Genomic DNA, 24,131 nt, shown 5'->3' on the forward strand with positions numbered 1-24,131 from the left:
GGGTGCGCGCGGTGCTCGCCTATCTGCGGGCGCGGTGAATCCGGTGAACCGGGTGCTCGTGCCCTGGCCGGAGATCCGGGACCGGCTCGAGGGATTCGCCGCCGAGATCTATGACGGTGACCGGCCACCGCCCGCGGACCTCTCGGACGTGGTGGCCTGTGTGCTGCCCTATGACAAGGGAACCGCGCCCGCCGAGCTGCTTTCCCGTCCCATGCCGGAATTGCGGTTCGTGCAGGCGCTCTCGGCCGGGGTGGAGAAACTGCTCCCGCTCGTGGGCCCGGATGTGGTGCTGTGCAACGGGCGTGGGCTGCACGATGCGAGCGTTGCCGAGCACGCCCTCGGGCTCGTCCTTGCCGCGCAACGGGATGTGCCGCGCTGGGTGCGCCAGCAGTGGATCGGGAGCTGGGCGCGGGCGCACACCCGCTCGCTGATCGATGCCACGGTGGTGATCCTCGGTTACGGTTCGATCGGCGCGGCGATCGAGACCCGGCTGCGTGCCTGTGGCGCGATCGTGGTTCCGGTGGCGAACCGGGCGCGGCCGGAGAGCGGGGTGCGCGGGGTCGCCGAACTCGAGGAGATCCTGCCGCGCGCGGACATTCTCGTGCTCGTCCTCCCGGACAATGCGGGGACGCGCGGGCTGCTCGATGCCGAACGGCTCGGCCTGCTCCCGGACGACGCGCTCGTGGTGAACGTCGGCAGGGGCCGCGCCGTGGACACCGAGGCGCTGCTCGCCGAGACCGCGAGCGGGCGGTTGCGGGCCGCGCTCGATGTGACCGATCCGGAGCCACTGCCGCCCGGGCATCCACTGTGGACAGTGGAGGGAGTGCTGATCACCCCGCACGTGGCGGGCGGATCGGCGAGCTTCTATCCGCGCGCCGCCGACTTCGCGGTCGCCCAGCTGCGCCGGTTCGCGGCCGGGGAGCCGCTGGAGAACATCGTCGAACGCTGAACGGTCGAACGGCCGAGTAACGGGTACCAAAGCGCCCGCCGTGCACTCGGCATACTTTGTATACATTGCATTCATGGTATGCACGGTGTACTGTGTGGACCGTGACCGAACATCCGGTGCGGGCCGAACCCACGTACACCACGCTGCGCGAGCTGATCGTGTCCGGGGAATACGCGCCCGGGCGGCGGATCACCGAGCTCGAACTGTCCGAGCGGCTCGCGGTGAGCCGCACTCCCGTCCGGGAGGCGCTGCGGGTACTCGCCGGGGATGGCTTGGTGCGCCCGGAGAAACGCGGGGTGGCCGTGGTCGCGCTGGACGAGAAGGCGGTGCGCGAGGCCTACTGGGTGCGCGCCAATCTCGAGGCGCTCACCGCCGAACTGACCGCGCTGCGCCAGCACGAGGGGGAGCTCTCGCCCGCGGCGCTGCACCGCTTGCGGACCCAGGCGGAGCGCACCGACGAGCTCACCCGCCGTGGTGACCTCGCCGCGGCCGTCGAGCAGAACCGTGCCTTCCACCGGATGATCGCCGAGCTCGCCGACAACGCCATCGCGCTCGGCATGCTCGACCGGATCTGGGACCAGATCGTGGTCTCCACCCGGGAATCACTCCACGGGCAACGGCACGGCGAGCGCACCGAACAGGTCGACGAGGAACACCGGCAGCTCATCGAGGCCATCGCCGAAGGCAAGCCGGACGAAGCGGCGCGGCTGGCCCGCGCTCATGTACTCACCACACTGGCGACCAACAAAGCGGAAGCCCGGCAGGGCACGGAAGGAACACACTGATGGAACGCGAGCACGACTACCGGATCACCGTGGAGTGGACCGGGAACACCGGTGAGGGCACCGCGAGCTACCGTGGCTACGGGCGCGATCACGAGGTGCGCGCCGAGGGCAAGCCGACCCTGCAGGGCAGCGCCGACCCCACTTTCCGCGGCGAGGCCGAACGGTGGAACCCGGAGGACTTCCTCGTCGCCGCGCTCTCCGAATGCCACATGCTCAGCTACCTCGCGCTGTGCGCACTCGAGGGCATCGTGGTGACCGCGTACACCGACCAGGCCCAGGGCACCATGCGCGAATCCGCGCGGGACGGCGGGGCGTTCACCGAGGTCGTGCTCAACCCTGTGGTCACCGTGGCGAGCGAGGAGATGCGCGAGCGCGCCGAGGCACTGCACGAGGACGCGCACCACCGCTGTTTCATCGCGAACTCGGTCAATTTCCCTGTCCAGACCCGGAGTTCCTGCCTGGTCCGTTCCGCGGCGTGATCGGCAGGAGCGCAGGATCCCGTCCCGGGCCAGCCAGTCCGGCAGCATCGCGTCGACGGTTTCGGTGCTGTCGGCGCGCTCTCATTCCCGGGTTCGGCAAGGATTCCCGGGCTCAGCCGATCGCGGCCAGCCGCGGGGATCGCGCGCTCCACCGGCCCGCGGTCCGCTCGATCTCCACCGGATGCGCGAAGCATTCGCTGACCAGCTCGGTGGTGATGACCTCCTCGGCGGGCCCGCTCGCCAGGTGCGCGCCCTCGCGCAGCAGCAGGGCGTGCGTGGTGCTCGCGGGCAGCTCCTCCAGGTGATGGGTGACCAGCACGCTGGCCAGTTCGGGATGCCCGGCGCGCAGCCCGTCGATGGCGGTGAGCAGCTGCTCCCGTGCGGCGAGGTCGAGCCCGGTCGCGGGTTCGTCGAGCAACAGCAGCCGCGGTTTGGGCATGAGCGCGCGGGCGATCAGGGTCCTGCCACGCTCCCCTTGGGACAGGGTCGGCCAGCGCTCTTCGCGCTTGCCCGCCATCCCGAGCATGTCGAGCAGTTCCCCGGCCTGCGCGCGTTCCGCAGGGCTCGGCGACCAGCGGGGTACGAGTTCGGTGGTGTTGGTGATCCCGGTGAGCACCACCTCGAACACGGTGAGCGGGGTGCCGAGCGGGTGCCGCGGGTTGACGTGGCCGATGTGGCTGCGCAGTTCGCGCATGTCCACCTTGCCGAGCTGGTTGCCGAGTACGTGCACGGTGCCGCGGGTGGGGTGGGTGACCGCGCCGAGCAGACCGAGCAGGGTGCTCTTGCCCGCACCGTTCGGGCCGAGCAGCGCCCAGTGCTCGCCCTCCTGCACGGCGATGTCGATGCCGTTCAGCAGGAGTTTGCCGTTGCGCACCAGGTCCACGCCCTCGGTGCGCAGTACCGCGGTTCCGGTCATCGACCTACCAATCATCAGACGTCTGAGCTATCGGCGAGTGTAGCCGGACCGGATCCTGGGACACCATGGGTCGTGATGAAGGCACGGAACCGGTTCGCCGCCCCGGTGGTGTGCCGCGAACCGTGCCAGGCGAGCCCGATCGTGCGGTACGCGCCGCTGTCGCCGATCCGCACCAGCCGGGTACCGGCCACCGCGGGACCCGGCAGCACCGCGATCCCGATACCGGAGGCGACGAGCCCGCCGATGGTCGCGAGCTCGGTGCTCTCCATCGCGATGTCCGGGCGCACCCCGGCGGCGGCGAGCAGCCGATCGGTGATCTGGCGCAGGCCGAATTCGGGGCGCAGCAACACGAACTGCTCGCGCGCGAGTTCGGCGAGGGCGACCGAATCGCGCCCGGCGAGCGGATGCTGTTCGGGAAACGCGAGCCAGAGCCGCTGGGTGCGCAACGGGAACCATTCGATGTCCGGGGCCCGCGGCTCCGGGCTGGTGACGATCAGGTCGACACTGCCCTCGCGCAGCGCGGCGAGCACCGCGTCCGCCGAATCCGAACGCAGCAGGAACCGGGTCTCCGGCGCGCTCGGCCGGTAGGCGCTGATCAGCTCGGGCACCAGCCAGGAACCGAAGGAGTGCGGGAAGGCGAGGCTGACGGTGCCGCACCCCGGATCGAGCATCGCCGCGATCCGGTCCTGTCCGGTGGCCAGTTCGTCCAGGGCTCGCCGGGCATAGGTGCGGAACACCTCGCCGTACTCGTTGAGCCGCAAGCGATGGCTCTCCCGGTCGAACAGCGGTGCGCCGAGCCGCCGCTCCAGCCGGGCGATGGCCCTGGACAGCGTCGGCTGGGTGATGTGCAGCACCGCGGCGGCATCGGTGACGTGCTCGGTCTCGGCCAGGATGAGGAACCAGCGCAGCTCGTCGACCGTCACGCCGGTGATGATACGTCGCACGTATGGGCAGGTTCGGCTTCGGTTATTTCCGTTATCCGCGCGCTGCGGCGATGCTGAGGGCATGAGTGAACAGACAGCGACCATCGCCTGGCAGGGGCGCTATTTCGAGGATTTCGCCGTCGGGGAGGTTTATCGGCACCCGCTCGGGCGCACGGTCACGACCACGGACAACAGCTGGCTCACCCTGCTGACGCAGAACTCGGCGCCGCTGCACTTCGACGCGCACTACGCGAAGCAGACCCAGTTCGGCAAGCCGCTCGTGGACTCCACGTTCACCCTGGCCCTGGTCACCGGGCAGAGCGTCACCGATGTCTCCCAGCACGTGCTGGCCAACCTCGCCTGGGACAAGGTCCGGCTGCCGCATCCGGTCTTCGAGGGGGACACGATCTATTCGCAGTCCGAGGTGTTGTCCACCCGGGGCTCGAAATCCCACCCGGAAGCGGGCATCGTGCGGGTGCGCACCATCGGTTACAACCAGCGAGGTGAGATCGTGATCACGTTCGAGCGTACGGTGCTGGTCTACCGGCGCGGGCACGGCCCGGAGTTCGGCACCGTGGAACCGGTGTGGGACGAGCACGCGCGGAAGGCGATCCAGTGAGCGCGCCGAGGTCCTGGCTCTTCGTTCCCGGTGATCGCGCGGAACGGTTCGCCAAGGCGGCCGCGAGCGGTGCGGACGCGGTGGTCTGCGATCTGGAGGACGCCGTTTCCGCCGAGCACAAGGCATCCGCGCGCGCCGCGGTCGCCGACTGGGTGCGCGAGCACGAGGCCTATGTCCGGGTCAACGGGACCGAGACCGAGTGGCACACCGAGGACATCGCCGCCCTGGCCGGGGCGCCCGGACTGCGCGGGATCATGCTGCCCAAGAGCGAACAGGTCGACCAGCTGCACCAGGTGCACCGCGCGAGCGGTGCAGCCCCGGTGATCGCGCTGGTGGAGTCCGCGATCGGGGTGCACGAGGCCACCCCGATCGCCCGGATGCCCGGCGTGGCCCGGCTCGCGTTCGGTTCGCTGGATTTCGGCCTGGACGCGGGGATCGAGGTCGGCTGGGAGGAACTGCTCTACGCGCGCTCGCGGATCGTGCTCGCCTCGCGGGTCGCCGGTGTGCCCGCCCCGGTCGACGGGGTCACCACGGCGCTCGATGACCCGGAACTCCTTGCCCGGGAAGCGAATGCGGCGCACCGGCTCGGTTTCGGCGGCAAGCTGGCGATCCACCCGAGCCAGGTTCCCGGGATCAACGCGGCGTTCCGCCCGGCCGCCGAACAGCTCGAGTGGGCGCGTTCGGTGCTGGCCGCGGTCGCCGAATCCGGTACCTCCGCGGTGCGGGTGAACGGACAGATGATCGACAAGCCCCGTGTGGAACTCGCGCGCAGGCTCCTCGAGGAGGAAGGACAGTGATGACCGAGCAGGGACGGCCCGAGGATGTGCTCGACCACATCGGACCGGGCACGGATGTGATCGTGCCGATCCAGTTCGGCGAGCCCGTGACCCTGCTCGACACGCTGGAGGGGCACGCAGGGGAACTGGACGGGGTGCGGATCCACCGGATGGATCCGTACCACGAGCGCGCCTACATTCGCGGCGAGTTCGGTGACCACCTGCGGCACGTGGACTACTTCCTCGGGCCCGGTTCGCGCAAGGCCTACTGGGCGGGGAACTGTGATCTGGTGCCGAATCACTTCAGCGAGATGCCGTTGCTGTTGCGGCGCACCGCGCCACGCCCGATCGTGCTCGCCGCGGCGAGCCTTCCCGATGAGCACGGCTATTTCAGCCTCGGCACCAATGCCGACTACACCGCGGCGTTCATCGGGGAGGTGCCGTTCTTCCTCGAGGCGACACCGCACATGCCGCGCACCTTCGGGCAGAACCAGGTGCACATGAGCCAGGTGGCCGGATGGTGCCGCACCGGGCTCGAACTGCCCGATGTGCACCCGAGCGAACCCGATGAGCGCGACCACGCCATCGCGGCCGCGATCGCCGAACGGATCGCGGACGGTTCCTGCCTTCAGGTGGGGGTCGGCAAGGTGCCCGATGCGCTGCTCGCCGCGCTGACCGGGCACCGCGATCTCGGGGTGCACACCGAGGCGCTCTCCGACGGCATCATGCGGCTCATCGACAAGGGCGTGATCACCGGAACCCGCAAACACCAGTACCGCAACAAACACGTGGCCACCTTCTGCGTCGGTTCCCGGAAAATGCAGCGCTGGCTGCACAACAACGCCGCGGTCTCGATGCTCCCGGTCGACTGGGTCAACGATCCGCGGGTGGTGGCCCGCGAACCGAATTTCGTGTCCATCAACGCGACCAGCGAGGTCGATCTGATGGGGCAGGCCGCGAGCGAGACCATCGCGGGCAAGTACTGGTCCTCGTCCGGTGGGCAGGCCGATTTCGCCCGCGGTGCCATGTATTCCGAGAACGGGCAGGCCTTCCTGGTGCTGCACTCGGCCACGAGTTCGGGGCAGAGCAGGATCAATGTCACGCTCACCCCGGGCAGTGTGGTGACCACCCTGAAGAACACCATCGATCATGTGGTCACCGAGTACGGCATCGCCTCCCTGCGCGGGCGCAGTCTCGCCGAGCGGGCACGCGCGCTGATCGCCATCGCGCACCCGGAACACCGCGAGCGGTTGAGCAGGGAGGCGCGCGCGTCCGGGTTGTTGCACTGACGCTATTCCCGCACCAGTTGCCACAACGCCACCCACTGCTCGGCGGTCAGTTCCTTGGGCAGTGCCTTCGGCCCGATGCCGTGCTCACGCAGCACGGCATCGATCCCGGAGCGGCGTGGTTTTCCGTTGCGGAGCAGGATCTCCCGGATTCCGTGGCCCCGGCCGGTGAACACCTCCCGCACGAATCGCTGGTACGGCTGCGGTTTCCGCACGAGCGGCACCGTTCGCCGGTGGATCGCGAGCAGTCCGCCGTCCACCGCGGGCACCGGGCGGAACGCGCGTGCGGGAACGCGGCCGTGCAGCGCGAACTCGTACCAGGGCCACCAGCTCGCGGTGAGCAGGCTCGCCCCGCCGACTCCCGCGCGGCGCCTGGCCACCTCCCACTGCACGAGCAGGATTGCGGTGCGCCACCCGCGCGCGGCGAGGATGCGTTTGAGCAGCGTGGTGGTCAGGTGGAACGGGAGATTGCCGACGATCACGTGCGGTGCGGCGGGAAACCGGTAGCCGAGGATGTCGGCGTTGACCACCGTGACATGGTGCGGCGCGCGGTTTCGCAGTCGTCGCGCGCGTTTCGGGTCGAGCTCGACGGCGGTGACGGGGCGCCCGGTCGCGCCGAGTGCGAGCGTGATCGAACCGTCACCGGGGCCGATCTCGATGACCGGTTCCCCGGTGCGCGCGACCAGCTCGGTGATGCGCGCGATGACTGTGCGGTCGACGAGGAAATTCTGGCCGAGTTCGTGTGGACCACCGAAGTGCGTGGCAGGCATGGGTATTCTCCGCGAGGAAACGTCGGAGCCGGGCAGCCCGAATGACCGCGCCGGCAAGGGACTCTTGCATGGCAAAGACGTGGGCGCGGCGGAGCTGCCGGACGTTCTCGGAGAAGACGCGGAAGTCAGCTCGCCGCTAAGCGCGACGAATCCGCGTGAAGAAAATTGCGTTGATACCCATCGCGGTCAGTTTAGCAGCACGGCAGCCGCGCTGGTCGAGGCCTCAGCGGGCGAGCTCGAGTGCACCGGTGCGCGCTTACCGGCCGTGCTCCTCCATGGTGAAGGACGCTTCGCGTCGCTGCGCGATCGGCGCCTCGGCGGCGCCGTCCCTTGACCCTGGAGCCTCTGCCCGGCCGGTGGGCAGGCTTTCGCGGGACAGGCCATTGTGGGATGATTGGCCAATCGAATTCCGGCAGGATGCGTTGGTGGAGTCCACGTGTTCCTGTCGGGTCGAGTGCGCGCGGTTGGATCATCGGATTCTGGTTGATGTGCACCGATTGTGGTGTTCGCAGGTGGCGCGGTTTGGGGACGAGTCAGCGCGGGATTCGGTGATCGAGGAACTGCGACTGGCTTGGTCGTGTTATCGGGGTAAGGCGATCGGGATGGTCGAAGTATCGATCGAGATGCACGAATGATTCCCGAAACTATTGTCGTGTATGGGCGAGGGGTTGCTGGATTCGTTTCTCGCGTCGAAAGCCGTCGAGGTGCTGCGGTCGCTCGCTCCGGAGTTGGTGGTGGTCGCGGATCGGCGGGTCGCGCACCGCCTGTGTGAACAAGGCATGCCGCATGATTGGCGTGCGTTTCTGCGGCGGGTGGCGGATGGGCTGGATCCGGCGGCGAAGCAGGCCGCCTCGCGCAGGCGCGGGTCTGGGATCTCGCGCGGGCGATCAAACACCGCGGGGACGCGCGTCCCCAGGAACAGATCCGGGCGGACGTGTTCACCGACCTGTTGCTCGGTCGCGGCGAGAAGCATCCGTCGGTGTGCACGGTGGTGAACGTGCACGTGCCCCTCGGTACCGCGCTACATCTGTCCGAAGACAATGCGACCATCGACGGGATGGGTGAACTCCCCGCATACATCGCCCACCGTCTACTCACCGACCCCAACAACGTGGTGCGCAAAGTCCTCACCGATCCCGATACCGGCGTAGTACAAGGTTTGGGACGCAAACGCTACCGGCCCTCCCGGCGTCAACGCGATTTCGTCCACGCCCGTGATCGGCACTGCCGCACTCCCGGATGCGGGCGAGCGATAGTCGAGATGGACCACGTGAAGCAATGGCACCGCGACCAAGGAACCACCGACCCCGCCAACCTTCAAGGCCTCTGCCGACTCGACCACAGACTGAAACGCATCCCCGAGTGGAAACACCAACTCGACCCTGCCACCGCCCGGCTCACCATCACCACCCCCACCGGACGCGCATACACCAGCGAACCCGCCCAATCTCCCTAGTGGAGGTCGCAGGAAAGTCCTATCCGGTTTCCTCGGCGAGATAGTCGATCGCCCGGTGCACGAGCTCGCCCGGTCGGTGCGCGTCATCCGTCTCGGCCCAGCGGATGAGGGCTGCCGTGGTCGCGGTGAAGCAGGCATCCGCGCAGATCCGCAGCCGGAACTCCCACTCCGGGTCGGTTCGCTCCCCGCGCAGCGCCTCGACGACGGCCGCCTGGGTGGCGTGCTGGTTCTCCAGCAGCCGGGCGCGCAGAGCCGGTGCGCTCAGCATCAGGCGGATACGGCGCAGCAGCAGGTCCAGTTCCGGTTCGCTGAGCCGGGACAGCCCGTCCGCGAGTGCGCGGCCGATCCTGGTGACGAGTGGTTCGCCGGGTTCCCTGGCGCGGACGAGCTCGAGGATGTCCGGGTCGTAGTCGTCGCTGAGCACCAGGTGTTCCTTGGTGGGGAAGTGCCGGTAGACGGTCATCGCGGACACCTCGGCGGCCTCGGCCACCTGGTTCACCGTGGTCGTCTCGAAACCCTGCTCGAGGAACAGGCGCATGGCGTGCTCCTGGATGGACTGCCGGGTCCGTCGCTTCCGCCGCTCGTGCACCTCGCTCATGTGTTATAAACTAACATATGTTAGTCACTAACATTTAGGAGTGGGTATGACGGAGCGGCGGGTTCTGATCAGCGGGGCGGGGATCGCGGGGACGAGCCTCGCGTACTGGCTCGCCAGGTGCGGGTATCGGCCGACGGTCGTGGAGCGCGCGCCGGATCTGCGCACCGGGGGTTCACCGGTGGATGTACGCGGCCAGTCCCTGGAGGTGGCCGAGCGGATGGGGGTGCTCGGTGAGATCCGCGCCGCGCACACCGACATCCGGAATTTGTCCATTGTGGACGACAGGGGAGCGGTCGGGGCGCGGGTTCCGATGACGGCTTTCGGCGCGGCGGGCGACATCGAGACCATGCGAGGCGATCTGGTGCGCATTCTCCACCGGGCGGGCGAGCGGGACACCGAGTACCTCTTCGGCGACACGATCACCGCGCTCGACCAGGACGAGGACGGGGTGACCGCGAGCTTCGCGCATGCCGGGCCGCGCCGGTTCGAACTGGTGCTCGGCGCCGACGGGCTGCACTCGGCGGTGCGCGGGCTGGTCTTCGGTGCGCAGGAGGATCATCTGCACCATCTCGGCTGCACGGTCGGGGTGGCCACGGTGGCGCGGGAATTCGGGCGGGACCGGGAGGTCCTGCTGTACAACGTGCCCGGCAAAGCGGTCGGCGTGTACCGCTCGGGCAACCACGATCACGCGCGGGTGATCTTCCTGTCCCGCGAACCGGCTCCGCGCTACGACCACCGGGATCAGGCCGCGCAGCGCGAACTGCTGGCGGAGAATTTCACCGGCCTCGGCTGGCGGACACCGGAACTGCTCCAAGCGATGCGCGGCAGCCCGGAGTTCTTCTTCGACACGGTCAGCCAGGTGCGGATGCCGGAGTGGTCGCGCGGGCGGATCGGGCTGCTCGGCGATGCCGCGTACTGCCCGGCGCTGCTGTCCGGGACCGGTTCCGGGCTGGCCATGGTCGGCGCCTACGTTCTGGCCGGGGAACTCGCGGCCTGCGGGGACCCGGTGCGCGCGCTGCGCGGGTACGAACAGGTGCTGCGCGCCGAGGTGCGGCGCGGCCAGTCGCGGGCGGGATACGGCGGCGGAATGCTGGTCCCGGCGAGCAGGACGGGCATCCGGGCGCGGAACCTCGCGGCCCGATTCCTTGCCCCGCTCGCGAAACTGGGCTCCTCGCGCAAGCGGTCCGCCCCGCTTCCCGAGTATCCGATCCCGGAGCGGCTAGCCTGAACCGGTGTGCGACAAGGAAATCCCGCTCACCGGTGGGATGGGCGGCGCGGTGCGCGCGGGTGCCACGGTGCGGAAAACCCGGCACAGCGAGCGGATCTCGCTGTTGCTCGGGCGGTTGCGGGCGGCCGGATTCTCCCGTGCGCCCCGGTTTCACGGTGTGGACGAGCGCGGCCGCGATGTGCTGGAGTACCTGCCGGGCACGGTGGGGAATTATCCGTTGCCGCGCCAGGTCCGTACGCACACCGCGCTCGTGTCCGCGGCCCTGCTCACCGTCGGCACCGGCGGGGTGCTGTTCCTGCTGACCCAGTATTTCCAGTTCGTGCGCGGTTTCTCGGCCTTCTCCGCGGGGCTCGCCGTCGTCCCGCTCGCCGTCGGCACCGTGTTCGGCTCCGCGGCGGGTGCCCGCGCACCGGCCCGGATCGGGGCCCGGTGGTGCATCGCCGCCGGGTTCGCGGTCATCGCGGCCGGATTCCTGCTGCTCGCCACGCTCACTCCGGACTCGCCCATCCTGGTCGCGGTGCTCGGCTTGCTGCTCGCCGGGACCGGTTCGGGGTTCGCGGGTCCGAGTACGAACAGCACCGTGCTCGGCGCTGTTTCCGGGGAACGTGCCGGAATGGGCGCCGCGCTCAACGACACCCACCAGCAGCTCGGGATCGCGCTCAGCGTCGCCGGTCTGGGCAGCCTGTTCGCCGCCGGATACCGGGCACGGCTACCGGAACCGTTCCCGGGACGACTGGGTGATTCGGTCGCCGCGAGCTTCGGTTACACGGTGCACCGGCCGGAGTTCGCCGCCGCCGTCCGGCTCGCGTTCACCGGGGCGCAGGGGGTCGCGCTGGGTGTGGCGGCGGGTGCGGCCGCGCTCGGTGCCCTCGTCGCCGTGCTGGCGCTGCGCGGTCACCAGGGAGCGTGATAGAGCGCGGTCTGGGTTTCGGTGTCCGCGAACCCGACCGAGCGGTACACCCGGATCGCGCCATCCTGCGGGTCGGCGACGATGACCAGGGTGTGCGCGCCGAGCCGGTCGAACGCCCACCGGCTGGCAGCGTGCACCAAGGTGCCCGCGAGCCCCCGCTTGCGATAGGAGGCCAGGGTGCTGACGTTCTGGAACCGGGCGAGCCCGTTGCCCGCCTCGAATACGCCGAGACCGGAGGCGAGCACCCCGTCGAGGAACGCACCGAACCAGGCCCCGCTGCCCGCCTCGTGCAGCTCGCGCATCGCGGTCTGTTTCGCCCTGGTGTAGGCCACATTGTGCGCGTTGATCGGGACATTCGCGCTGGCACGCATCAGTTCCAGTGCGGCGGCCCAGTCCGCGTCCCCGTCGAGCCTGCGGATCTGCGCCTCGGTGTTCGGGCGTGGCGGTTCGTGCACCTCGGTCGCGGTCAGCACGGTGTCCCGCTGGCACTCCAGCTTCGGTGAGCGGTACACGGCGGGCTCGGTCGCGTCCACGCCGAGCGCGATGTGCTCGGCACCCGGGAACACCTCGCCGAAGGTGCGCACCCAGGATTCCACCGCTTCCTGCGGCGGCGCGTCGTGCAGCAGCAGGAAGTTCCCCCAGTGGAAGGTCGGGTTCCCCGGGGTTCGCACGATGGTGTAGCCCGCTTGCTCGTCGATCGTGCTGCCCTGCCGTTCGAGCAGGGCGAGATCGGTCCGGAAGCCGAGCGAGGTGACCATGGTGCCCGAGCTTATGCGTGCCAGGGCGAGGTTTCCAGTACGAGCGTCTCGGTTGCCGTGGCCCCGGGTGTGATAGGCGCCAGGCTCAGTCCACCCGCGCGCTCGAACCGTCCCGGAACCGGGCCTCGATCGTCACGGGCAGCCGCTCGAAACCCAGTGCCCGCTTCAGCCGCGGGACCGCTTCCCCGGCGATGCGTTCCCGGATCGCGGACAGCGGCGCCTCGTGGGTGACGCTGACGGTCAGGTGCAGCACCGGTTCGGATCGTTTGCCGTCCAGGCGGGCGGCCGCCTTGCACACCCCCGGATAGGCGCCGATCTCCGCGGCGAGCGGGGTGACCGCGACACTCGTGGACAGGCTGGTGCTGCCCGCGGATTCCGGCTCCTCGAGGCGCAGCGTGGTGTTCGCCGGTTTGCGGCCGAGCTGGGCGAAGATCCAGCGCAGACAGAGCAGCCCGAGCAGCACGGCCACGACGGCGACCACGATGCTCACCCACTCCGGCGGTACCGCGAGCCGGGGGACGAGCTCGGAATCCTTGCCGAGCAGCGGAAGCACCCCGGTCGCCGTGCCGAGCGCGAAGGCGCCCGCGGCGAGCAGCACCAGGCCGAGGATCGCGAGCAGGGTGCGGTTGAGCCGGGCAGGACGGTTGGGCAGGTTCATCGCTTCGACCTCAGCTGCCTGATCCGCACCCGGACCGGATGCCGGGTGACGAGTTCCAACTGTTCGATACGGCGCTGGACCGCAGCGCCGATCTCCTCGGCGAACGAGGCGGAATCCTCCGTATGGGTGGTGTACGCCGTGATGTGCGCTCCCTTGCGGGTGCACCGCGCCTTGGCCCGCTCGACCCCGGCCACGCCGCTCGCCGCGGTGCGCAGGGTGGTGCGCAGGCTCCGTTTCGAGGCGCAGGCGCGCAGCCCGGATTCGTTGTCCCGCAGCGGGAGGGCGTTCGGTGCGCCGGGCAGGAACGCGGCGAGCAGCAGCACGATCCCGAGCACGGCGGCCGCGCAGCCGGCGATCAGCACCGTGGCGTCCGCCCAGTGCAGCCCGTGCAGCGTGCCGAACAGCTGCCGGTAGCCGAGCACCGGCGGATACCCGGTGAGCAGCTGGATCGTGCTCGTCGCGAGCAGCGCGCACACGCCGAGCAGGATCAGTGCGGCCAGCGCGGCCGCGATCGAGCGCCGTGGCCTGCGGATCATCGCACCCTCCTGGTATCGCTCGCCGCCTCGAGCGCGGTCACCGTGATGTCCACCCGTGGCACCCCGAGCCCGGTCAGTTCCCCGATCCGCTCGCGCACCAGCTCCCGGGCGCGGCCGGTCACCTCGCTGACCGGCTCCGGATAGCGCACCGAGACCCGCAGGCGCAGCGTCGCGGTGTTGCCCTCGATGTTCGCGTTCGCCGTCGCCGTCCCGATGCCGTCCATCCCGGCCAGTGCCCGCGTCGCGATGCGCTCCACCACGCGGTCGGCGATGGTGGTCTTCCCGCGATCGGCGGCCGGTGCGGCGCTGAGCACGGTCATGCGCTCAGCCCCGGTCGCGATCGATGAACCGGGAAAGGTCGATCTTGCCGTCCAGGAATCGCCCGACGAGCAGGCCGACCGCGCCGAGCACCAGCACGATGAGGAATGCGCCGAAACCCCCGAGGGCGGCGGCGAGTCCGAGCGCGAGCCCGGCGATCAGCCCGAGGCTGGTGGAATTCATGAGCTCTCTCCGTTCACTGGACGCGATCGCCCGTAGCGGAATCCCCGCCGTCGTTCTCCTCGTCGTCACCGGGGAGATAGACATCGTTGACCGCGATGTTGACCTCGACCACTTCGAGCCCGGTCATCTGTTCGATCGCGGTGATCACATTGCGGCGCACCGCCTTGGTCAGATCGGCGATGGAGACCCCGTATTCCACGACGATCTGCAGATCCACCGCGGCCTGTTTCTCGCCCACCTCGACCGACACTCCCTGGCCCGCGCTCGGCCCGGTTCCCGGGATGCGGTCCCGGATCGCCCCGATGGCCCGGGCGGCGCCACCGCCGAGATCGTGGATTCCGGAGACCTCGCGCGCGGCCACTCCGGCGATCTTCTCCACCACGGTGTCCGCGATGCTCGTGGTTCCCTCGCCGGGAGCCCGGTCCGCGTTCTCGCCGGTTTTCGGGTCCGCCGCCTTCGTTTCCTGAGTGGTCATTCGAATTCTCCTCACGCTTTTCGGGTATCACTAACGACACCGAGCGCTTTCCTGTGTCACGGTATCCCCCTGTGATAGGTATCACCGAGTCGAGATCGTGAGGAATTCGCCGAATGCGGTGTCCAGGCTCGTGACAGTGACCGTATCGAGTGATGGACTGAAGGAGGACGGCATGTCTTTCGGTGACAAGATGGACGACCTCGCCGGGAAGGCGAAGGAAGCAGTGGGCAAGGCGACCGGCGACGACAAGCTGGACGCCGAAGGCAAGGGCGACCAGGCCAAGGCCGAGTTCAAGGAGGCGGCCAAGGGCGTCAAGGACGCGGTGAGCGATGCGGCCGGGAAGGCCAAGGAGGCCTTCAAGAAGGACTGAGGTCCTCGGCCGTACGGAACAGAAGGTGTGGCGGACCCGAGTGGTAGCGGACGAGCTCGACGACGCGACCCTGGTCGCTCGCGCCCGCGACGGCGACGTGCGTGCGTACGAAGAGCTCGTCCGCCGCCATCAGGACCGGATGTTCCGGCTCGCGCTGCGCATGCTCGGCAACCGCGGGGACGCCGAGGACGTCGTGCAGGAGGTCTTCCTCACCGTGTGGCGCAGGCTAGCCCAGTTGCAGCAGGACGCGGCGTTCCTCGGCTGGCTCTATCGCACGACGACCAACCGCTGCCTCAACGTCCTGCGTTCGCGCAAGCCGAGCGCCGAGGTGGACTGGGAGGAGATCGCGGCACCCGGAAACCAGGCGGGGCCGGAACGCAGTGCGCAGGTGAGCGAGCAGCTCGCGGTGCTGAACCGGGCCCTGCGGGAACTCACCCCGGAGCAGCGGGCATGCTGGCTGCTCAGAGAAGTGCACGGGCGCTCCTACGAGGAGATCGGGGCGGCCGTCGGCGCGAGCCCGACCGCGGTGCGCGGGCGCATCGCCCGGGCCCGCGCACAACTGGCAGAGGTGATGCGGCCATGGCAATGACGCCAGAGCACGAGCCGTATCTGCTGCCCTGCGGGCGCGAGCTCGAACAGGTGTGGCAGAACCTCGAAACGGGGCGCACGGACGAGCACGAGGTTTCGTGCCGGCACTGCACCACGGCGCGGGAGAGCCTCGGGGCGCTGCGCACGGCCACCACCGAACTGCTCGCCGACCAGGAACGCCCCTCGAGCGCGCTCACCGAGCGCATCATGTCCGCGGTGCGTGCCGAGGTGCGCAGGGGAGACCTGCTGCCGTTGCCGCCGACCGAACTCGGCCCGGTGGAGATCAGCGAACAGGCGGTCGCGGTCGTGCTGCGGTACGCGGCGGACGAGGTGACCGGGGTGCGGGCGCGGCGCTGCCGGGTCCGGGTGACGGAGGAGAACCGGGAGGGTGTGGTGTTCGTGGCCGCGGAGCTGACGATCGCGGTCGCGCACGCGACCGGGGTCGAGGCCGCGGCCGAGGCCGTCCGGGAACGGGTGCGGGCCGCGTGCGCGAATCGGATCGGATTCGAGCTTTCCCGGCTCGATGTGCACATCGCGGATATCTACGATGTCTAGCGCCGGGGCGGAGTGGGTGTTCGACGAGGCGGTGCTCGCCGCCATCGCCGTGGATGCCGCGCTGCGCACGCCCGGCGTTGTCCGGATGGAACCGGGACTGCGTGGGCTGCTCGACCGGCTCGGCCGCGGAGTGCGGCAACGCATCGGAGGGCTGGAGCGCGCGCCGTCCGAGGGGGCGCGGGCCGTTGTCACCGACGGCGAGGTGCGGATCCGGCTCGATCTGGTCGTATCCGGATCGGCGCGTGCCGCGGATGTGGCCGCACGGGCACAGCGTGCGGCCGCCGAGGCGATCGCGGCCGCCACCGGACTGACCGCAGGCCTTGTCACGGTGTCCATTCTGGACGTCGAGCTCAGTGTGAACGGAGAACCTCCGGCATGAACGAGAAAACCGGCCTCGCCGAGGAGCTGCTCGCCGCGGTGTCCACTGTGGACGGACTACGGCCCGCGACACCGGCAACGGTGCCGAAGACCGTGCGCGCCGCGTGGAACGTGGACACGCTCGCCGTCGACGTGTCCGCGGAACTGGTGGAGATCCGGCTGGTCGCCGCGAAACTGCCGCTTCCGGGGCTGCTCGCCGAGCTGGAGAACGCTGTCCGCCCGATCCTGGCGGACAGCGAGGTCCCCGAGGCCCGGCTGCGGCTCGTGGTCGCCGATCTGGACCGGGCCGCCCTGGATCAGGGCACGGTGAGCTGACCGGAATCCGTGTCGTAGTCGTACAGTTCGCCGTACCGGCCCCAGTCGATCGCGGTGTCCAGCTGCTGCTGTGCCTCCGTGCTCGGGAAACCCCGGCGCAGCAGGTCGAGGAAGAAATCCGCGCGCAGTTTCCCGTTCGCGCTGCTGGCCAGCGCGCGGACGATGGTGCGCACCAACGGGGCCCGCTCGCGGACCTGCGCGGCGAAAATCTCCTTGCTGCGCTGGATATCCGCCCCGGTGAACTCCTTTCCGGTCGTGGTGAGCGCCAGCTGCCCGCCGTCCACGGTGAGCAGATCGAGCATGGTCGCCGCGTCCACCAGCGGGAACAGATCGTCGATCTCGAAATTGAGTTCCCCGGCGATGTCCGGAAGTTCGGCACGCCCGCCGCCCGAGCCCACGATCTCGGTGAGCCCGGCGAGCCCGCCGACCGAGACCGGGGGCAGCGGGCGCGCGGTCGGGGTGGCCTCCGCGGGCTCGGGCACATCGACCCCGGGCTCGCGACCGGTCAGCTGGTCGTAGAGACGCTCCACGAGCGCGGTGAACCGCGGGGATTTCTTGTCCCGCGGGCGGTCCAGGCCGATCTCGACCTCGGCGACCAGGTGGCCGGGATTGGCGCCGAGCACGATCACCCGGTCGGCGAGCTGCACGGCCTCCTCGATGTTGTGCGTGACCACGCAGATCGCCTTGGTGGGGAAACGTTCCCCGGACCACAGCGAGATCAGTTCCCCGCGCAGGTTCTCCGCGGTGAGCACGTCGAGCGCGGAGAACGGCTCGTCCATCAGCAGCACATCGGGTTCGAGCACGAGTGCGCGGGCGAACCCGACGCGCTGGCGCATCCCGCCGGAGAGTTCCTTGGGGTAGGCGGACTCGAACCCGTCCAGCCCGATCAGGTCGATCGCCGCGAGCGCGCGTTCGGTGCGCTCCCGCGGGGCGACCCTGCGCGCGGCCAGCCCGAGCTCCACGTTGTCCTGCACGGTGAGCCAGGGCATGAGCGCGAAGGACTGGAAGACCATCGCGGTGCCCGGATTCGCTCCGCGCAGCTCGGTTCCCCGGTACCGCACCGAACCGCTGCTCGGCGCGATCAGCCCGGCGAGAGTGCGCAGCAGCGTGGACTTGCCCGAACCGGAACGCCCGAGCAGTGCGACGATCTCGCCCGCGCGCAGCTGCAGGTCGATGCCCTCGAGCACCCGGAGCTCATCACCTGCCGCGCCGGGGAAGCTCTTCCCGAGCCCGGCGGCTTCGATCAGGATTTCCTTGCCCATCATGGGATTCCCCTCTGTATCAGAACGCGTAGCGCTTTTCGGCGAGCCGGTAGAGCGGCCGCCAGAACACCCGGTTGAGCCCGACGACGAACAGGCTCATCACCGCGACCCCGATCAGGATGCGGCCCGGGTCCCCGGCGCCGGTCGCCTCGGTGATGTAGGCGCCGAGCCCGGTCGCGGTGAGCGTGTTGCCGTGATAGGTCACGATCTCGGCGACGATGGATGCGTTCCATGCGCCGCCGGCCGCGGTGATGCCGCCGGTGATGTAACTCGGGAACACCGCGGGCAGGATCAGCTTGCGCCACCACAGTTTCCGTGGCAGCCGCAGGTTCGTCGCGGCCTCGCGCAGATCGTTCGGGATCGCGCTGGCCCCCGCGATCACGTTGAACAGGATGTACCACTGCGCGCCGAGCGCCATGAGCAGGATCCCGCCGAGATCCAGGCTGATCCCGGTGGCCACCAGTACCGCGGCCACGAGCGGGAACAGGAAGTTCGCCGGGAACGAGGCGAGCACCTGCACGACGGGCTGGGCGAGCCGGGAAACCCTGGGGTTGAGCCCGATCCACACGCCGATCGGCACCCACACGCAGGTGGCCGCCACGAGCAGCACCAGCACTCTGCCGAAGGTGACCAGACCGAGCAGCAGCGCGTGCCCGAGCTCGCCGAATCCGGCGGTGGTGTCGATGAAGATCAGCATCCGGTAGAGCCCGTAACCGAGCGCGGCGAGCACCAGCACCGCGAAGACCACATCGGTGGCCCTGCGGCGCAGCACGGAACCGGTGAGCCGGTGCTCGGCCAGCCCGAACACGGCGAAGCACCGGTCCAGCGGATAGATCAGCCTGCCGAACACCGCGCGCAGCGCCTCGGGAATGCGGGACCGGCGCAGCAGCCCGAGGAACAGGCTGCGCGGTGCCTCGGCGACATCCGAGTCCTCCACCCGGAACCGCTCGGCCCAGGCGGTCAGCGGACGCCAGAACAGCACGTTGACCCCGATGATGAGCACGACCATCACCCCGACCGCGAGCCCGACCTTGCCGAGTTCGCCCGCATCGCTTGCCGCGGCGACATAGGAGCCGATCCCGGGCAGCGCGTAGTCGTGGTTGTTCACGCTGATCGCCTCGGACGCGGTGAGGAAGAACCAGCCGCCGCCGAAGCTCATCATCCCGTTCCAGACCAGGCCGATCATCCCGCTCGGGGCGTCCACCCGCCAGAACCGCTGCCACCGGGAAAGCCGCAGCAGCCGCGCGGCCTCGTCCAGCTCACGGGGCTGGGAGCGCAGCGAGTGATAGAAGGCGAAGGTCATGTTCCACACCTGGGAGGTGAAGATCGCGAACACCGAGGCGCATTCCAGGCCGAGCTCGGATCCGGGGAACAGCGCGATGAATCCGGTGATGGTCACCGAGACGAACCCGAGGATCGGCACCGACTGCAGGATGTCCAGCACCGGGATCAGGACCTTCTCCGCGCGCCGCAACCGGGCCGCCGCGGTGCCCACGATGAACGTGAACAGCACCGCGAACACCAGCGCGGCGAACATGCGCAGCAGCGAGCGGCCCGCGTACTCGGGAAGCAGCGCGGGATCGGTGGACACCGTGGCCGCGGCGGTGTTCGGATTCCACGGCGCCGCCGCCCCGCCCGCGAGGTGGACGATCAGCCACAGCAGTACGGCGGCACCGAGGAACACGAGGACGTCGGCGACTCCTCGGCCGCGGGAGAAGGTCCCGCGGGTCGGAAAGGCACGGAGCAGGGACATGGTTCACCCTTCGTCGTTCTCGTCCGCGGACTCGACCTGCCAGCGGACACTGGTCACCGATGGTTCGAAGGAGAGCAGGCTGACCGCGGACTCGAGCTGTTTGTCATCGCGTTGTTCGGCCATCGCAGAGGCGCGCACCTCGACACCGCCGTCCTCGCCGATCGTCTCGCTTTCCATGGAGCACAGGGCGAAATCCGTGGTGGCCAGCGCCTGCACCACGAGGGTCCGGATATGTGCCTGTGCCTCCTCGTTGGTCACCGCGCGGAAGGTGTAGCGCGCCGGGGTTTCCCTGCGCGGTTCCGGACGGCGGTCCACGGCGTGCCCGATCGGCCGCAGCAGCAGATGGGTGGCCACGATGACCACCGTGCCCGCGGCCGCGATCAGGTAAAGCCCCGCTCCGGCGAGCGCGCCCACCGCCGCGGAGCACCACAGCGTCGCCGCCGTGTTCAGCCCGCGCACGGTCAGCCCCTCGCGCAGGATCACCCCGCCGCCGAGGAATCCGATCCCGGACACGATCTGTGCGGCAACCCGGGTGGGGTCGGCCGGATAGGCGCTCCCGCCGTGGAATCCGTGCGCGGACAGCAGCACGAAAAGCGCGGCGCCCACCGCGACGAGCGCGTTGGTGCGCAGCCCTGCCATCCGGGCCCGGTACTGGCGTTCGAAGCCGATCACGCTGCCGAGCCCGAACCCGCAGGCCAGACGCAGCAGAGTCTCCGTCGTGGTAATCATGGCGTGCTCGCTTTCACCGGATTTTCCGGTTCAGGAAAAGGTTTCTGTGGTTTTCCTCGGTTTTCCGGGCAGCGGATCAGGGCAGGCTGCCGCGCACCCGCAGATACACCCGCTTGGTCAGCACCGCGGCACCGCCGTAGCAGGCGATCACCGCGATCAGCCATGGCGCGTAGGACAGTGGCAGCGGCTCGAAACTCAACGCCGCGGCGAGCGGGGAGAACGGCAGCGCGATCCCCAGCAGCGCGACGATCCCGGCCGCCCCGGCCACGTACTTGGACACCCGAGAGCCGCCGGCCGAACGCAGCGCGAACACCACGAGCAACTGGGAGAGCAGGCTTTCCAGGAACCAGCCGGTCTGGAATTCCCCGGCACCGGCGTGGAAGACCCAGTGCAGCACCGCGAAGGTCGCGAGGTCGAACAGCGAACTCAGCGGACCGAACACCAGCATGAACCGGGCGATCCCGGCGGCGCTGAGCCGTCGCGGGGCGCGCAGGTATCCCGGGTCGACCCGGTCCAGGGCCAGGGACAGCTGCGCCCCGTCGTAGAGCAGGTTCGCGATCACCAGCTGGATCGGCAGGATCGGCAGGAAAGGCAGGAACACGCTCGCCGCGAGGACCGAGAACACGTTCCCGAAGTTGGAGCTCGCGGTGATGGTGATGTACTTGAGCGTGTTGCCGAGCGTGCGCCGCCCGGTCACCACACCCTTGGCCAGCACACCGAGATCCTTGCGCAGCAGCACCAGATCCGCGGCCCGCTTGGCCACCTCGGTCGCGGTGTCCGCGGCGATCCCCACATCGGCCCCGCGCAGTGCGGGCGCGTCGTTGGTGCCATCGCCCATCACCCCGACCGCGTGCCCGCATTCGCGCAGCACTTCGACGATCCGGGTCTTGTTCTCCGGGGTCGCCTTCGCGAAAACCGTTGCCTGCTCGACGAGTTCGCGCAGGGCCGCGCCCTCGGCCCGGTCGAGCTCGGCGCCGAGCACGACCCGCTCGCCCGGATCCACCCCGACCGTGCGGGCGACCCGGGCCGCGGTGTGCTCGTTGTCCCCGGTGACGACCTTGACCGCGACCCCGTGCTCGGCCAGCGCGGCGATCGCTTCCCCCGCGCCCTCGCGGACCGGGTCCACGAATCCGACGAAACCCAGCAGGGTCAGTTCGTTCTCCTCGTCCGCGCGGTAGCGGCCCTCGCGCGCCGGAAAGGAACGCAGCGCGACCGCGAGCACCCGCATGCCGTGCTCGGCGTAGGAACGCGCGAGATCCGTGGCCCGCAGCCGTTCCCCGCGGTCGAAAGGCACGACGTCATCGTCGTCCCTGCGGACCTCGGTGCAGCGGGAGAGGATCTCCTCCGGATCTCCCTTGCACACCAGCAGATCCTGGTCACCGCGGCGCAGTACCACCGAGGCGCGCCGCCGGGCGTGGTCGAACACCAGCTCGTCCACCGGCGTGAAGGTGGCCTCGGCGAGCACATCGTCGCCCGCATCGGCCAGCTGCTCGGTGATCGCCTCGTCCAGCCGATCGCCCGGCGCCTCCTGGAAGTGCACGGCGAGATACGCGTACTCCGCGGGCGCCCCGTCGGTCCGGCCACGGATGTCCACACTGTTCGCGTACACCACACGGTCCTCGGTGAGGGTGCCGGTCTTGTCCACGCAGAGCACGTCCATGGCGCCGAGGTCCTGGATCGCGTCCAGCCGGGACACGATCACCTGCTCCTCGGAGAGCCGCACCGCGCCCCTGGTGAGGTTGGTCGTCACGATCACCGGAAGCATCTCCGGGGTGAGCCCGACCGCGACCGCGACCGCGAACATCACCGCCTGGCCCCAGTTCCCGCTCACCGTTCCGTTGACCGCGAGCACGATCGGCACCAGCACTGCCATGAACCGCACCAGGGTCCAGCCGACCGCGCGCACTCCACGGTCGAAGCTGGACTCCGGGCGGGCCCGGGCACTCGCGGAGGCGAGCGCGCTGGCGTAGGTCGCGTTCCCGGTGGCGACGACCACACCGGTTCCGTAGCCGGAGACCACGGATGTCCCGGCAAGGCACAGCGAAGGGGATTCGGTGACCGGGTGCGCCCGCCCGTTCTCGTGCTTGCGCACCGGAAGCGTCTCCCCGGAGATCGCGGACTGGTCCACGACCAGATCGTGCGCGGAGAGCACCCGCACATCGGCGGGGAGCACATCGCCGGGAACGAGCACCAGCAGGTCCCCGGTGACCAGATCGGCGACCGGGACATCGCGCTCGAGCGACTGGTGGCCGACCTCCGCGCGGCGGCGCACCGTCAGCGTGGTGGACACGTTCGCCCGCAGCGCGGCCACCGCCCGCTCCGAACGATTCTGTTGCCAGTACCGCAGTCCGATGCTCAGCCCGACCATCACACCGACGGTTATCGCCCCGCGCGCGTCCCCGAGTACCACGAACACCGCGCCCAGTGCCGCGAGCAGCGCGGCGAACGGGCTGCGCGCCGCGGCGAGCAATCGGGTGCCGGTGCGGGAGAACCGGCGCGGCACCGATTCGGGGTGCGCGCTCGCGCGGGCTTCGGCCTCCGCCTCGGTGAGCCCGTGCGGAGAGCTCTCCAGCATCCGGTAGACCGACAGCGCGGGGGCCGCGGCCACCTCGCCGAGCCGCTCATGCTCGGGTGGGGGTGTGTGAACCGAACGCACCATTTCGGGGTCCTCGTCTTCGCAATCGGCCGGGACAGGGCAGTCCGTGCGCACGCGGGCCGAAAGCGCCGACCCTCACCGGTTGCGCTCGTGCCGGGCTTCCGCGTTGCCATCGCCCGCGTGGTTGTTGCCGCTACTTCGATCGCCGGTCACCCGGCTCACCTCCCCTCTGCGCTCCATGGGCCGCGCCGGATCCACACCGCGGCGCGCCTCGGTCACCAGTAGAACGCATAGCGTCCTAACAGTCAAATACTTGCTCAAGTGTTGGGTTGTACGTCACCATGGTGTTGCCGACTCGAGAGGACGAATACACGTGTCGATCCCGGTTCCCGAACCGCTTCCGCCCGACCTGCTGCAGGAGACCGCCGCCACCTTCGGGCTGCTCTCGGCCAGCGTGCGGCTGCAGATCCTGTGGTTGCTCGCCTCCGGGGAATGCGACGTGGGGACCCTCGCCGAGGCCACCGGGCAGTCCGTCGCGACCGTCAGCCACCACCTCGCCAAGCTCAAGCTCGCCGGTCTCGTGCGGGCCCGCCGCGAGGGGAAGCGGCAGGTGTACTTCGTGGACGACCCGAACATCGTGGAGCTCGTCGGGCTCGCGGTCGAGCACCATCGTGGCCCCGCTGAGCCGAAAGCGCGCCGGGCGCGGGGCGCCTAGCGGGGGACTCGGTTCCGGGACGACTCGCCGGGCCGCTGCTCGAACCGGCCCGCGTCACTGGCCGTGCCGTACTCGCGGGTCGTCGTACCGGCGCCCGGTTGGCGTGGTGAACTCGAGTGCGCCGCTGCTGTGATCGAGCAGGCACGGACGCGGAGTTTGTCGGTTTTGGTGTGGCGGCTTGCCGACCGGAGCCGGACGTATTCGCGTTGCCGTGCACTGGGGCGGTACCAAGAACAGGGCGAAGCAA

30 protein-coding genes are annotated in these 24,131 nt (G+C 69.6%); 16 read left to right on the forward strand and 14 right to left on the reverse strand.

Annotation, left to right across the window (positions count from 1 at the left end):
- Positions 1 to 34 precede the first annotated feature (34 nt).
- From AD72_RS03030 to AD72_RS03040, 3 genes are all read left to right on the forward strand, one after another.
- On the forward strand, positions 35 to 949 hold the full coding sequence (locus tag AD72_RS03030) for a 2-hydroxyacid dehydrogenase (protein ID WP_031464812.1): 915 nt from the start codon (positions 35 to 37) through the stop codon (positions 947 to 949).
- A 101-nt stretch (positions 950 to 1,050) separates the two neighbouring features.
- Positions 1,051 to 1,734: a GntR family transcriptional regulator gene (locus AD72_RS03035; RefSeq protein WP_231644715.1), complete on the forward strand. Its 684-nt coding sequence runs from the start codon at positions 1,051 to 1,053 to the stop codon at positions 1,732 to 1,734.
- On the forward strand, positions 1,734 to 2,213 hold the full coding sequence (locus AD72_RS03040) for an OsmC family protein (protein WP_031464814.1): 480 nt from the start codon (positions 1,734 to 1,736) through the stop codon (positions 2,211 to 2,213). Before AD72_RS03035 ends, AD72_RS03040 begins: the two co-directional genes overlap by 1 nt.
- Before the next feature lie 112 nt (positions 2,214 to 2,325).
- Here AD72_RS03040 and AD72_RS03045 read toward each other — a convergent pair whose 3' ends face one another.
- Both AD72_RS03045 and AD72_RS03050 read right to left on the reverse strand, forming a co-directional pair.
- Positions 2,326 to 3,129, reverse strand: coding sequence for an ABC transporter ATP-binding protein (locus AD72_RS03045; protein WP_051897791.1), 804 nt, complete (start codon positions 3,127 to 3,129; stop codon positions 2,326 to 2,328).
- A 14-nt stretch (positions 3,130 to 3,143) separates the two neighbouring features.
- A complete protein-coding gene (locus tag AD72_RS03050) occupies positions 3,144 to 4,052 on the reverse strand; it encodes a LysR family transcriptional regulator (protein WP_231644716.1) in 909 nt (302 codons plus the stop codon).
- An 82-nt stretch (positions 4,053 to 4,134) separates the two neighbouring features.
- On the opposite strand from AD72_RS03050, the gene AD72_RS03055 reads away from it, so the two are divergent.
- From AD72_RS03055 to AD72_RS03065, 3 genes are read left to right on the forward strand one after another with little or no spacing between them, the layout of a single operon-like run.
- Entirely contained in the window at positions 4,135 to 4,671 is a 537-nt protein-coding gene (locus AD72_RS03055) for a MaoC family dehydratase (RefSeq protein WP_031464817.1), read from the forward strand.
- Positions 4,668 to 5,468: an HpcH/HpaI aldolase/citrate lyase family protein gene (locus tag AD72_RS03060; protein ID WP_031464818.1), complete on the forward strand. Its 801-nt coding sequence runs from the start codon at positions 4,668 to 4,670 to the stop codon at positions 5,466 to 5,468. Before AD72_RS03055 ends, AD72_RS03060 begins: the two co-directional genes overlap by 4 nt.
- Positions 5,468 to 6,736: an acetyl-CoA hydrolase/transferase family protein gene (locus AD72_RS03065; protein ID WP_031464819.1), complete on the forward strand. Its 1,269-nt coding sequence runs from the start codon at positions 5,468 to 5,470 to the stop codon at positions 6,734 to 6,736. Before AD72_RS03060 ends, AD72_RS03065 begins: the two co-directional genes overlap by 1 nt.
- Positions 6,737 to 6,738: 2 nt before the next feature.
- Here the strand turns inward: AD72_RS03065 and erm are convergent, their stop codons facing one another.
- A complete protein-coding gene (gene erm, locus AD72_RS03070) occupies positions 6,739 to 7,503 on the reverse strand; it encodes a 23S ribosomal RNA methyltransferase Erm (RefSeq protein ID WP_031464820.1) in 765 nt (254 codons plus the stop codon).
- On the opposite strand from erm, the gene AD72_RS36325 reads away from it, so the two are divergent.
- Positions 7,502 to 7,837, forward strand: coding sequence for a hypothetical protein (locus AD72_RS36325; RefSeq protein WP_156365022.1), 336 nt, complete (start codon positions 7,502 to 7,504; stop codon positions 7,835 to 7,837). The two genes, erm and AD72_RS36325, sit on opposite strands and share 2 nt — an antisense overlap.
- A 600-nt stretch (positions 7,838 to 8,437) precedes the next feature.
- The gene (locus AD72_RS36330) at positions 8,438 to 8,959 is read left to right on the forward strand and encodes an HNH endonuclease (RefSeq protein WP_051897795.1); all 522 of its coding nucleotides are present in this window, start codon (positions 8,438 to 8,440) and stop codon (positions 8,957 to 8,959) included.
- Between the two features lie 19 nt (positions 8,960 to 8,978).
- On the opposite strand, the gene AD72_RS03080 is transcribed toward AD72_RS36330, so the two are convergent.
- Complete coding sequence (locus AD72_RS03080) at positions 8,979 to 9,557, reverse strand: TetR/AcrR family transcriptional regulator (RefSeq protein WP_031464822.1); 579 nt, start codon at positions 9,555 to 9,557, stop codon at positions 8,979 to 8,981.
- A 46-nt stretch (positions 9,558 to 9,603) separates the two neighbouring features.
- Between AD72_RS03080 and AD72_RS03085 the strand changes: the two genes are divergently transcribed.
- Both AD72_RS03085 and AD72_RS36335 read left to right on the forward strand, forming a co-directional pair.
- Positions 9,604 to 10,785, forward strand: coding sequence for an FAD-dependent monooxygenase (locus tag AD72_RS03085; protein WP_031464823.1), 1,182 nt, complete (start codon positions 9,604 to 9,606; stop codon positions 10,783 to 10,785).
- A 4-nt stretch (positions 10,786 to 10,789) separates the two neighbouring features.
- Complete coding sequence (locus AD72_RS36335; protein ID WP_051897799.1) at positions 10,790 to 11,695, forward strand: MFS transporter; 906 nt, start codon at positions 10,790 to 10,792, stop codon at positions 11,693 to 11,695.
- Here the strand turns inward: AD72_RS36335 and AD72_RS03095 are convergent.
- From AD72_RS03095 to AD72_RS03115, 6 genes are all read right to left on the reverse strand, one after another.
- Positions 11,680 to 12,453, reverse strand: coding sequence for a GNAT family N-acetyltransferase (locus AD72_RS03095; RefSeq protein ID WP_031464825.1), 774 nt, complete (start codon positions 12,451 to 12,453; stop codon positions 11,680 to 11,682). The two genes, AD72_RS36335 and AD72_RS03095, sit on opposite strands and share 16 nt — an antisense overlap.
- 85 nt (positions 12,454 to 12,538) lie before the next feature.
- Positions 12,539 to 13,111 (reverse strand): hypothetical protein, encoded by a 573-nt coding sequence (locus AD72_RS03100; RefSeq protein ID WP_031464826.1) that lies wholly within the window; start codon positions 13,109 to 13,111, stop codon positions 12,539 to 12,541.
- Positions 13,108 to 13,647, reverse strand: a complete 540-nt coding sequence (locus AD72_RS03105) for a DUF6286 domain-containing protein (RefSeq protein WP_031464827.1) — start codon at positions 13,645 to 13,647, stop codon at positions 13,108 to 13,110. The genes AD72_RS03100 and AD72_RS03105 overlap by 4 nt, the downstream gene beginning before the upstream one ends.
- Positions 13,644 to 13,967, reverse strand: coding sequence for an Asp23/Gls24 family envelope stress response protein (locus AD72_RS03110; protein ID WP_031464828.1), 324 nt, complete (start codon positions 13,965 to 13,967; stop codon positions 13,644 to 13,646). The genes AD72_RS03105 and AD72_RS03110 overlap by 4 nt, the downstream gene beginning before the upstream one ends.
- A 4-nt stretch (positions 13,968 to 13,971) precedes the next feature.
- Entirely contained in the window at positions 13,972 to 14,148 is a 177-nt protein-coding gene (locus AD72_RS37075) for a hypothetical protein (protein ID WP_020496513.1), read from the reverse strand.
- Between the two features lie 13 nt (positions 14,149 to 14,161).
- Entirely contained in the window at positions 14,162 to 14,623 is a 462-nt protein-coding gene (locus AD72_RS03115) for an Asp23/Gls24 family envelope stress response protein (protein WP_031464829.1), read from the reverse strand.
- A 172-nt stretch (positions 14,624 to 14,795) separates the two neighbouring features.
- Here AD72_RS03115 and AD72_RS03120 point away from each other — a divergent pair, with 172 nt between their 5' ends.
- The 5 genes from AD72_RS03120 to AD72_RS03140 are packed head-to-tail and all read left to right on the forward strand — an operon-like array spanning position 14,796 to position 16,829.
- A complete protein-coding gene (locus AD72_RS03120) occupies positions 14,796 to 14,993 on the forward strand; it encodes a CsbD family protein (RefSeq protein WP_031464830.1) in 198 nt (65 codons plus the stop codon).
- Between the two features lie 40 nt (positions 14,994 to 15,033).
- Complete coding sequence (locus AD72_RS03125; RefSeq protein ID WP_051897801.1) at positions 15,034 to 15,582, forward strand: RNA polymerase sigma factor; 549 nt, start codon at positions 15,034 to 15,036, stop codon at positions 15,580 to 15,582.
- The gene (locus AD72_RS03130) at positions 15,573 to 16,136 is read left to right on the forward strand and encodes an Asp23/Gls24 family envelope stress response protein (protein WP_031464832.1); all 564 of its coding nucleotides are present in this window, start codon (positions 15,573 to 15,575) and stop codon (positions 16,134 to 16,136) included. The genes AD72_RS03125 and AD72_RS03130 overlap by 10 nt, the downstream gene beginning before the upstream one ends.
- Positions 16,129 to 16,515 carry an Asp23/Gls24 family envelope stress response protein gene (locus AD72_RS03135; protein WP_031464833.1) on the forward strand — a complete coding sequence of 129 codons (387 nt, stop codon included), beginning with the start codon at positions 16,129 to 16,131 and terminating at the stop codon, positions 16,513 to 16,515. The genes AD72_RS03130 and AD72_RS03135 overlap by 8 nt, the downstream gene beginning before the upstream one ends.
- Positions 16,512 to 16,829: a hypothetical protein gene (locus tag AD72_RS03140; protein ID WP_031464834.1), complete on the forward strand. Its 318-nt coding sequence runs from the start codon at positions 16,512 to 16,514 to the stop codon at positions 16,827 to 16,829. The genes AD72_RS03135 and AD72_RS03140 overlap by 4 nt, the downstream gene beginning before the upstream one ends.
- Here AD72_RS03140 and AD72_RS03145 read toward each other — a convergent pair.
- The 4 genes from AD72_RS03145 to mgtA all read right to left on the reverse strand — a co-directional run bounded on the left by AD72_RS03145 (position 16,811) and on the right by mgtA (position 23,232).
- Positions 16,811 to 18,094 (reverse strand): ABC transporter ATP-binding protein, encoded by a 1,284-nt coding sequence (locus AD72_RS03145; RefSeq protein WP_031464835.1) that lies wholly within the window; start codon positions 18,092 to 18,094, stop codon positions 16,811 to 16,813. The genes AD72_RS03140 and AD72_RS03145 overlap by 19 nt on opposite strands.
- 16 nt (positions 18,095 to 18,110) lie before the next feature.
- The gene (locus AD72_RS03150) at positions 18,111 to 19,844 is read right to left on the reverse strand and encodes an ABC transporter permease (RefSeq protein ID WP_031464836.1); all 1,734 of its coding nucleotides are present in this window, start codon (positions 19,842 to 19,844) and stop codon (positions 18,111 to 18,113) included.
- Positions 19,845 to 19,847: 3 nt separating this feature from the next.
- Positions 19,848 to 20,573 (reverse strand): MgtC/SapB family protein, encoded by a 726-nt coding sequence (locus tag AD72_RS03155; RefSeq protein WP_156365024.1) that lies wholly within the window; start codon positions 20,571 to 20,573, stop codon positions 19,848 to 19,850.
- A gap of 76 nt (positions 20,574 to 20,649) precedes the next feature.
- Positions 20,650 to 23,232, reverse strand: a complete 2,583-nt coding sequence (gene mgtA, locus AD72_RS03160; protein ID WP_037344710.1) for a magnesium-translocating P-type ATPase — start codon at positions 23,230 to 23,232, stop codon at positions 20,650 to 20,652.
- A 310-nt stretch (positions 23,233 to 23,542) separates the two neighbouring features.
- Between mgtA and AD72_RS03165 the strand changes: the two genes are divergently transcribed.
- Complete coding sequence (locus AD72_RS03165) at positions 23,543 to 23,884, forward strand: ArsR/SmtB family transcription factor (RefSeq protein WP_031464839.1); 342 nt, start codon at positions 23,543 to 23,545, stop codon at positions 23,882 to 23,884.
- The last annotated feature ends 247 nt before the right edge of the window (positions 23,885 to 24,131 follow it).

Source organism: Sciscionella sediminilitoris (assembly GCF_000737195.2).
Lineage (GTDB): Bacteria > Actinomycetota > Actinomycetes > Mycobacteriales > Pseudonocardiaceae > Sciscionella > Sciscionella sediminilitoris.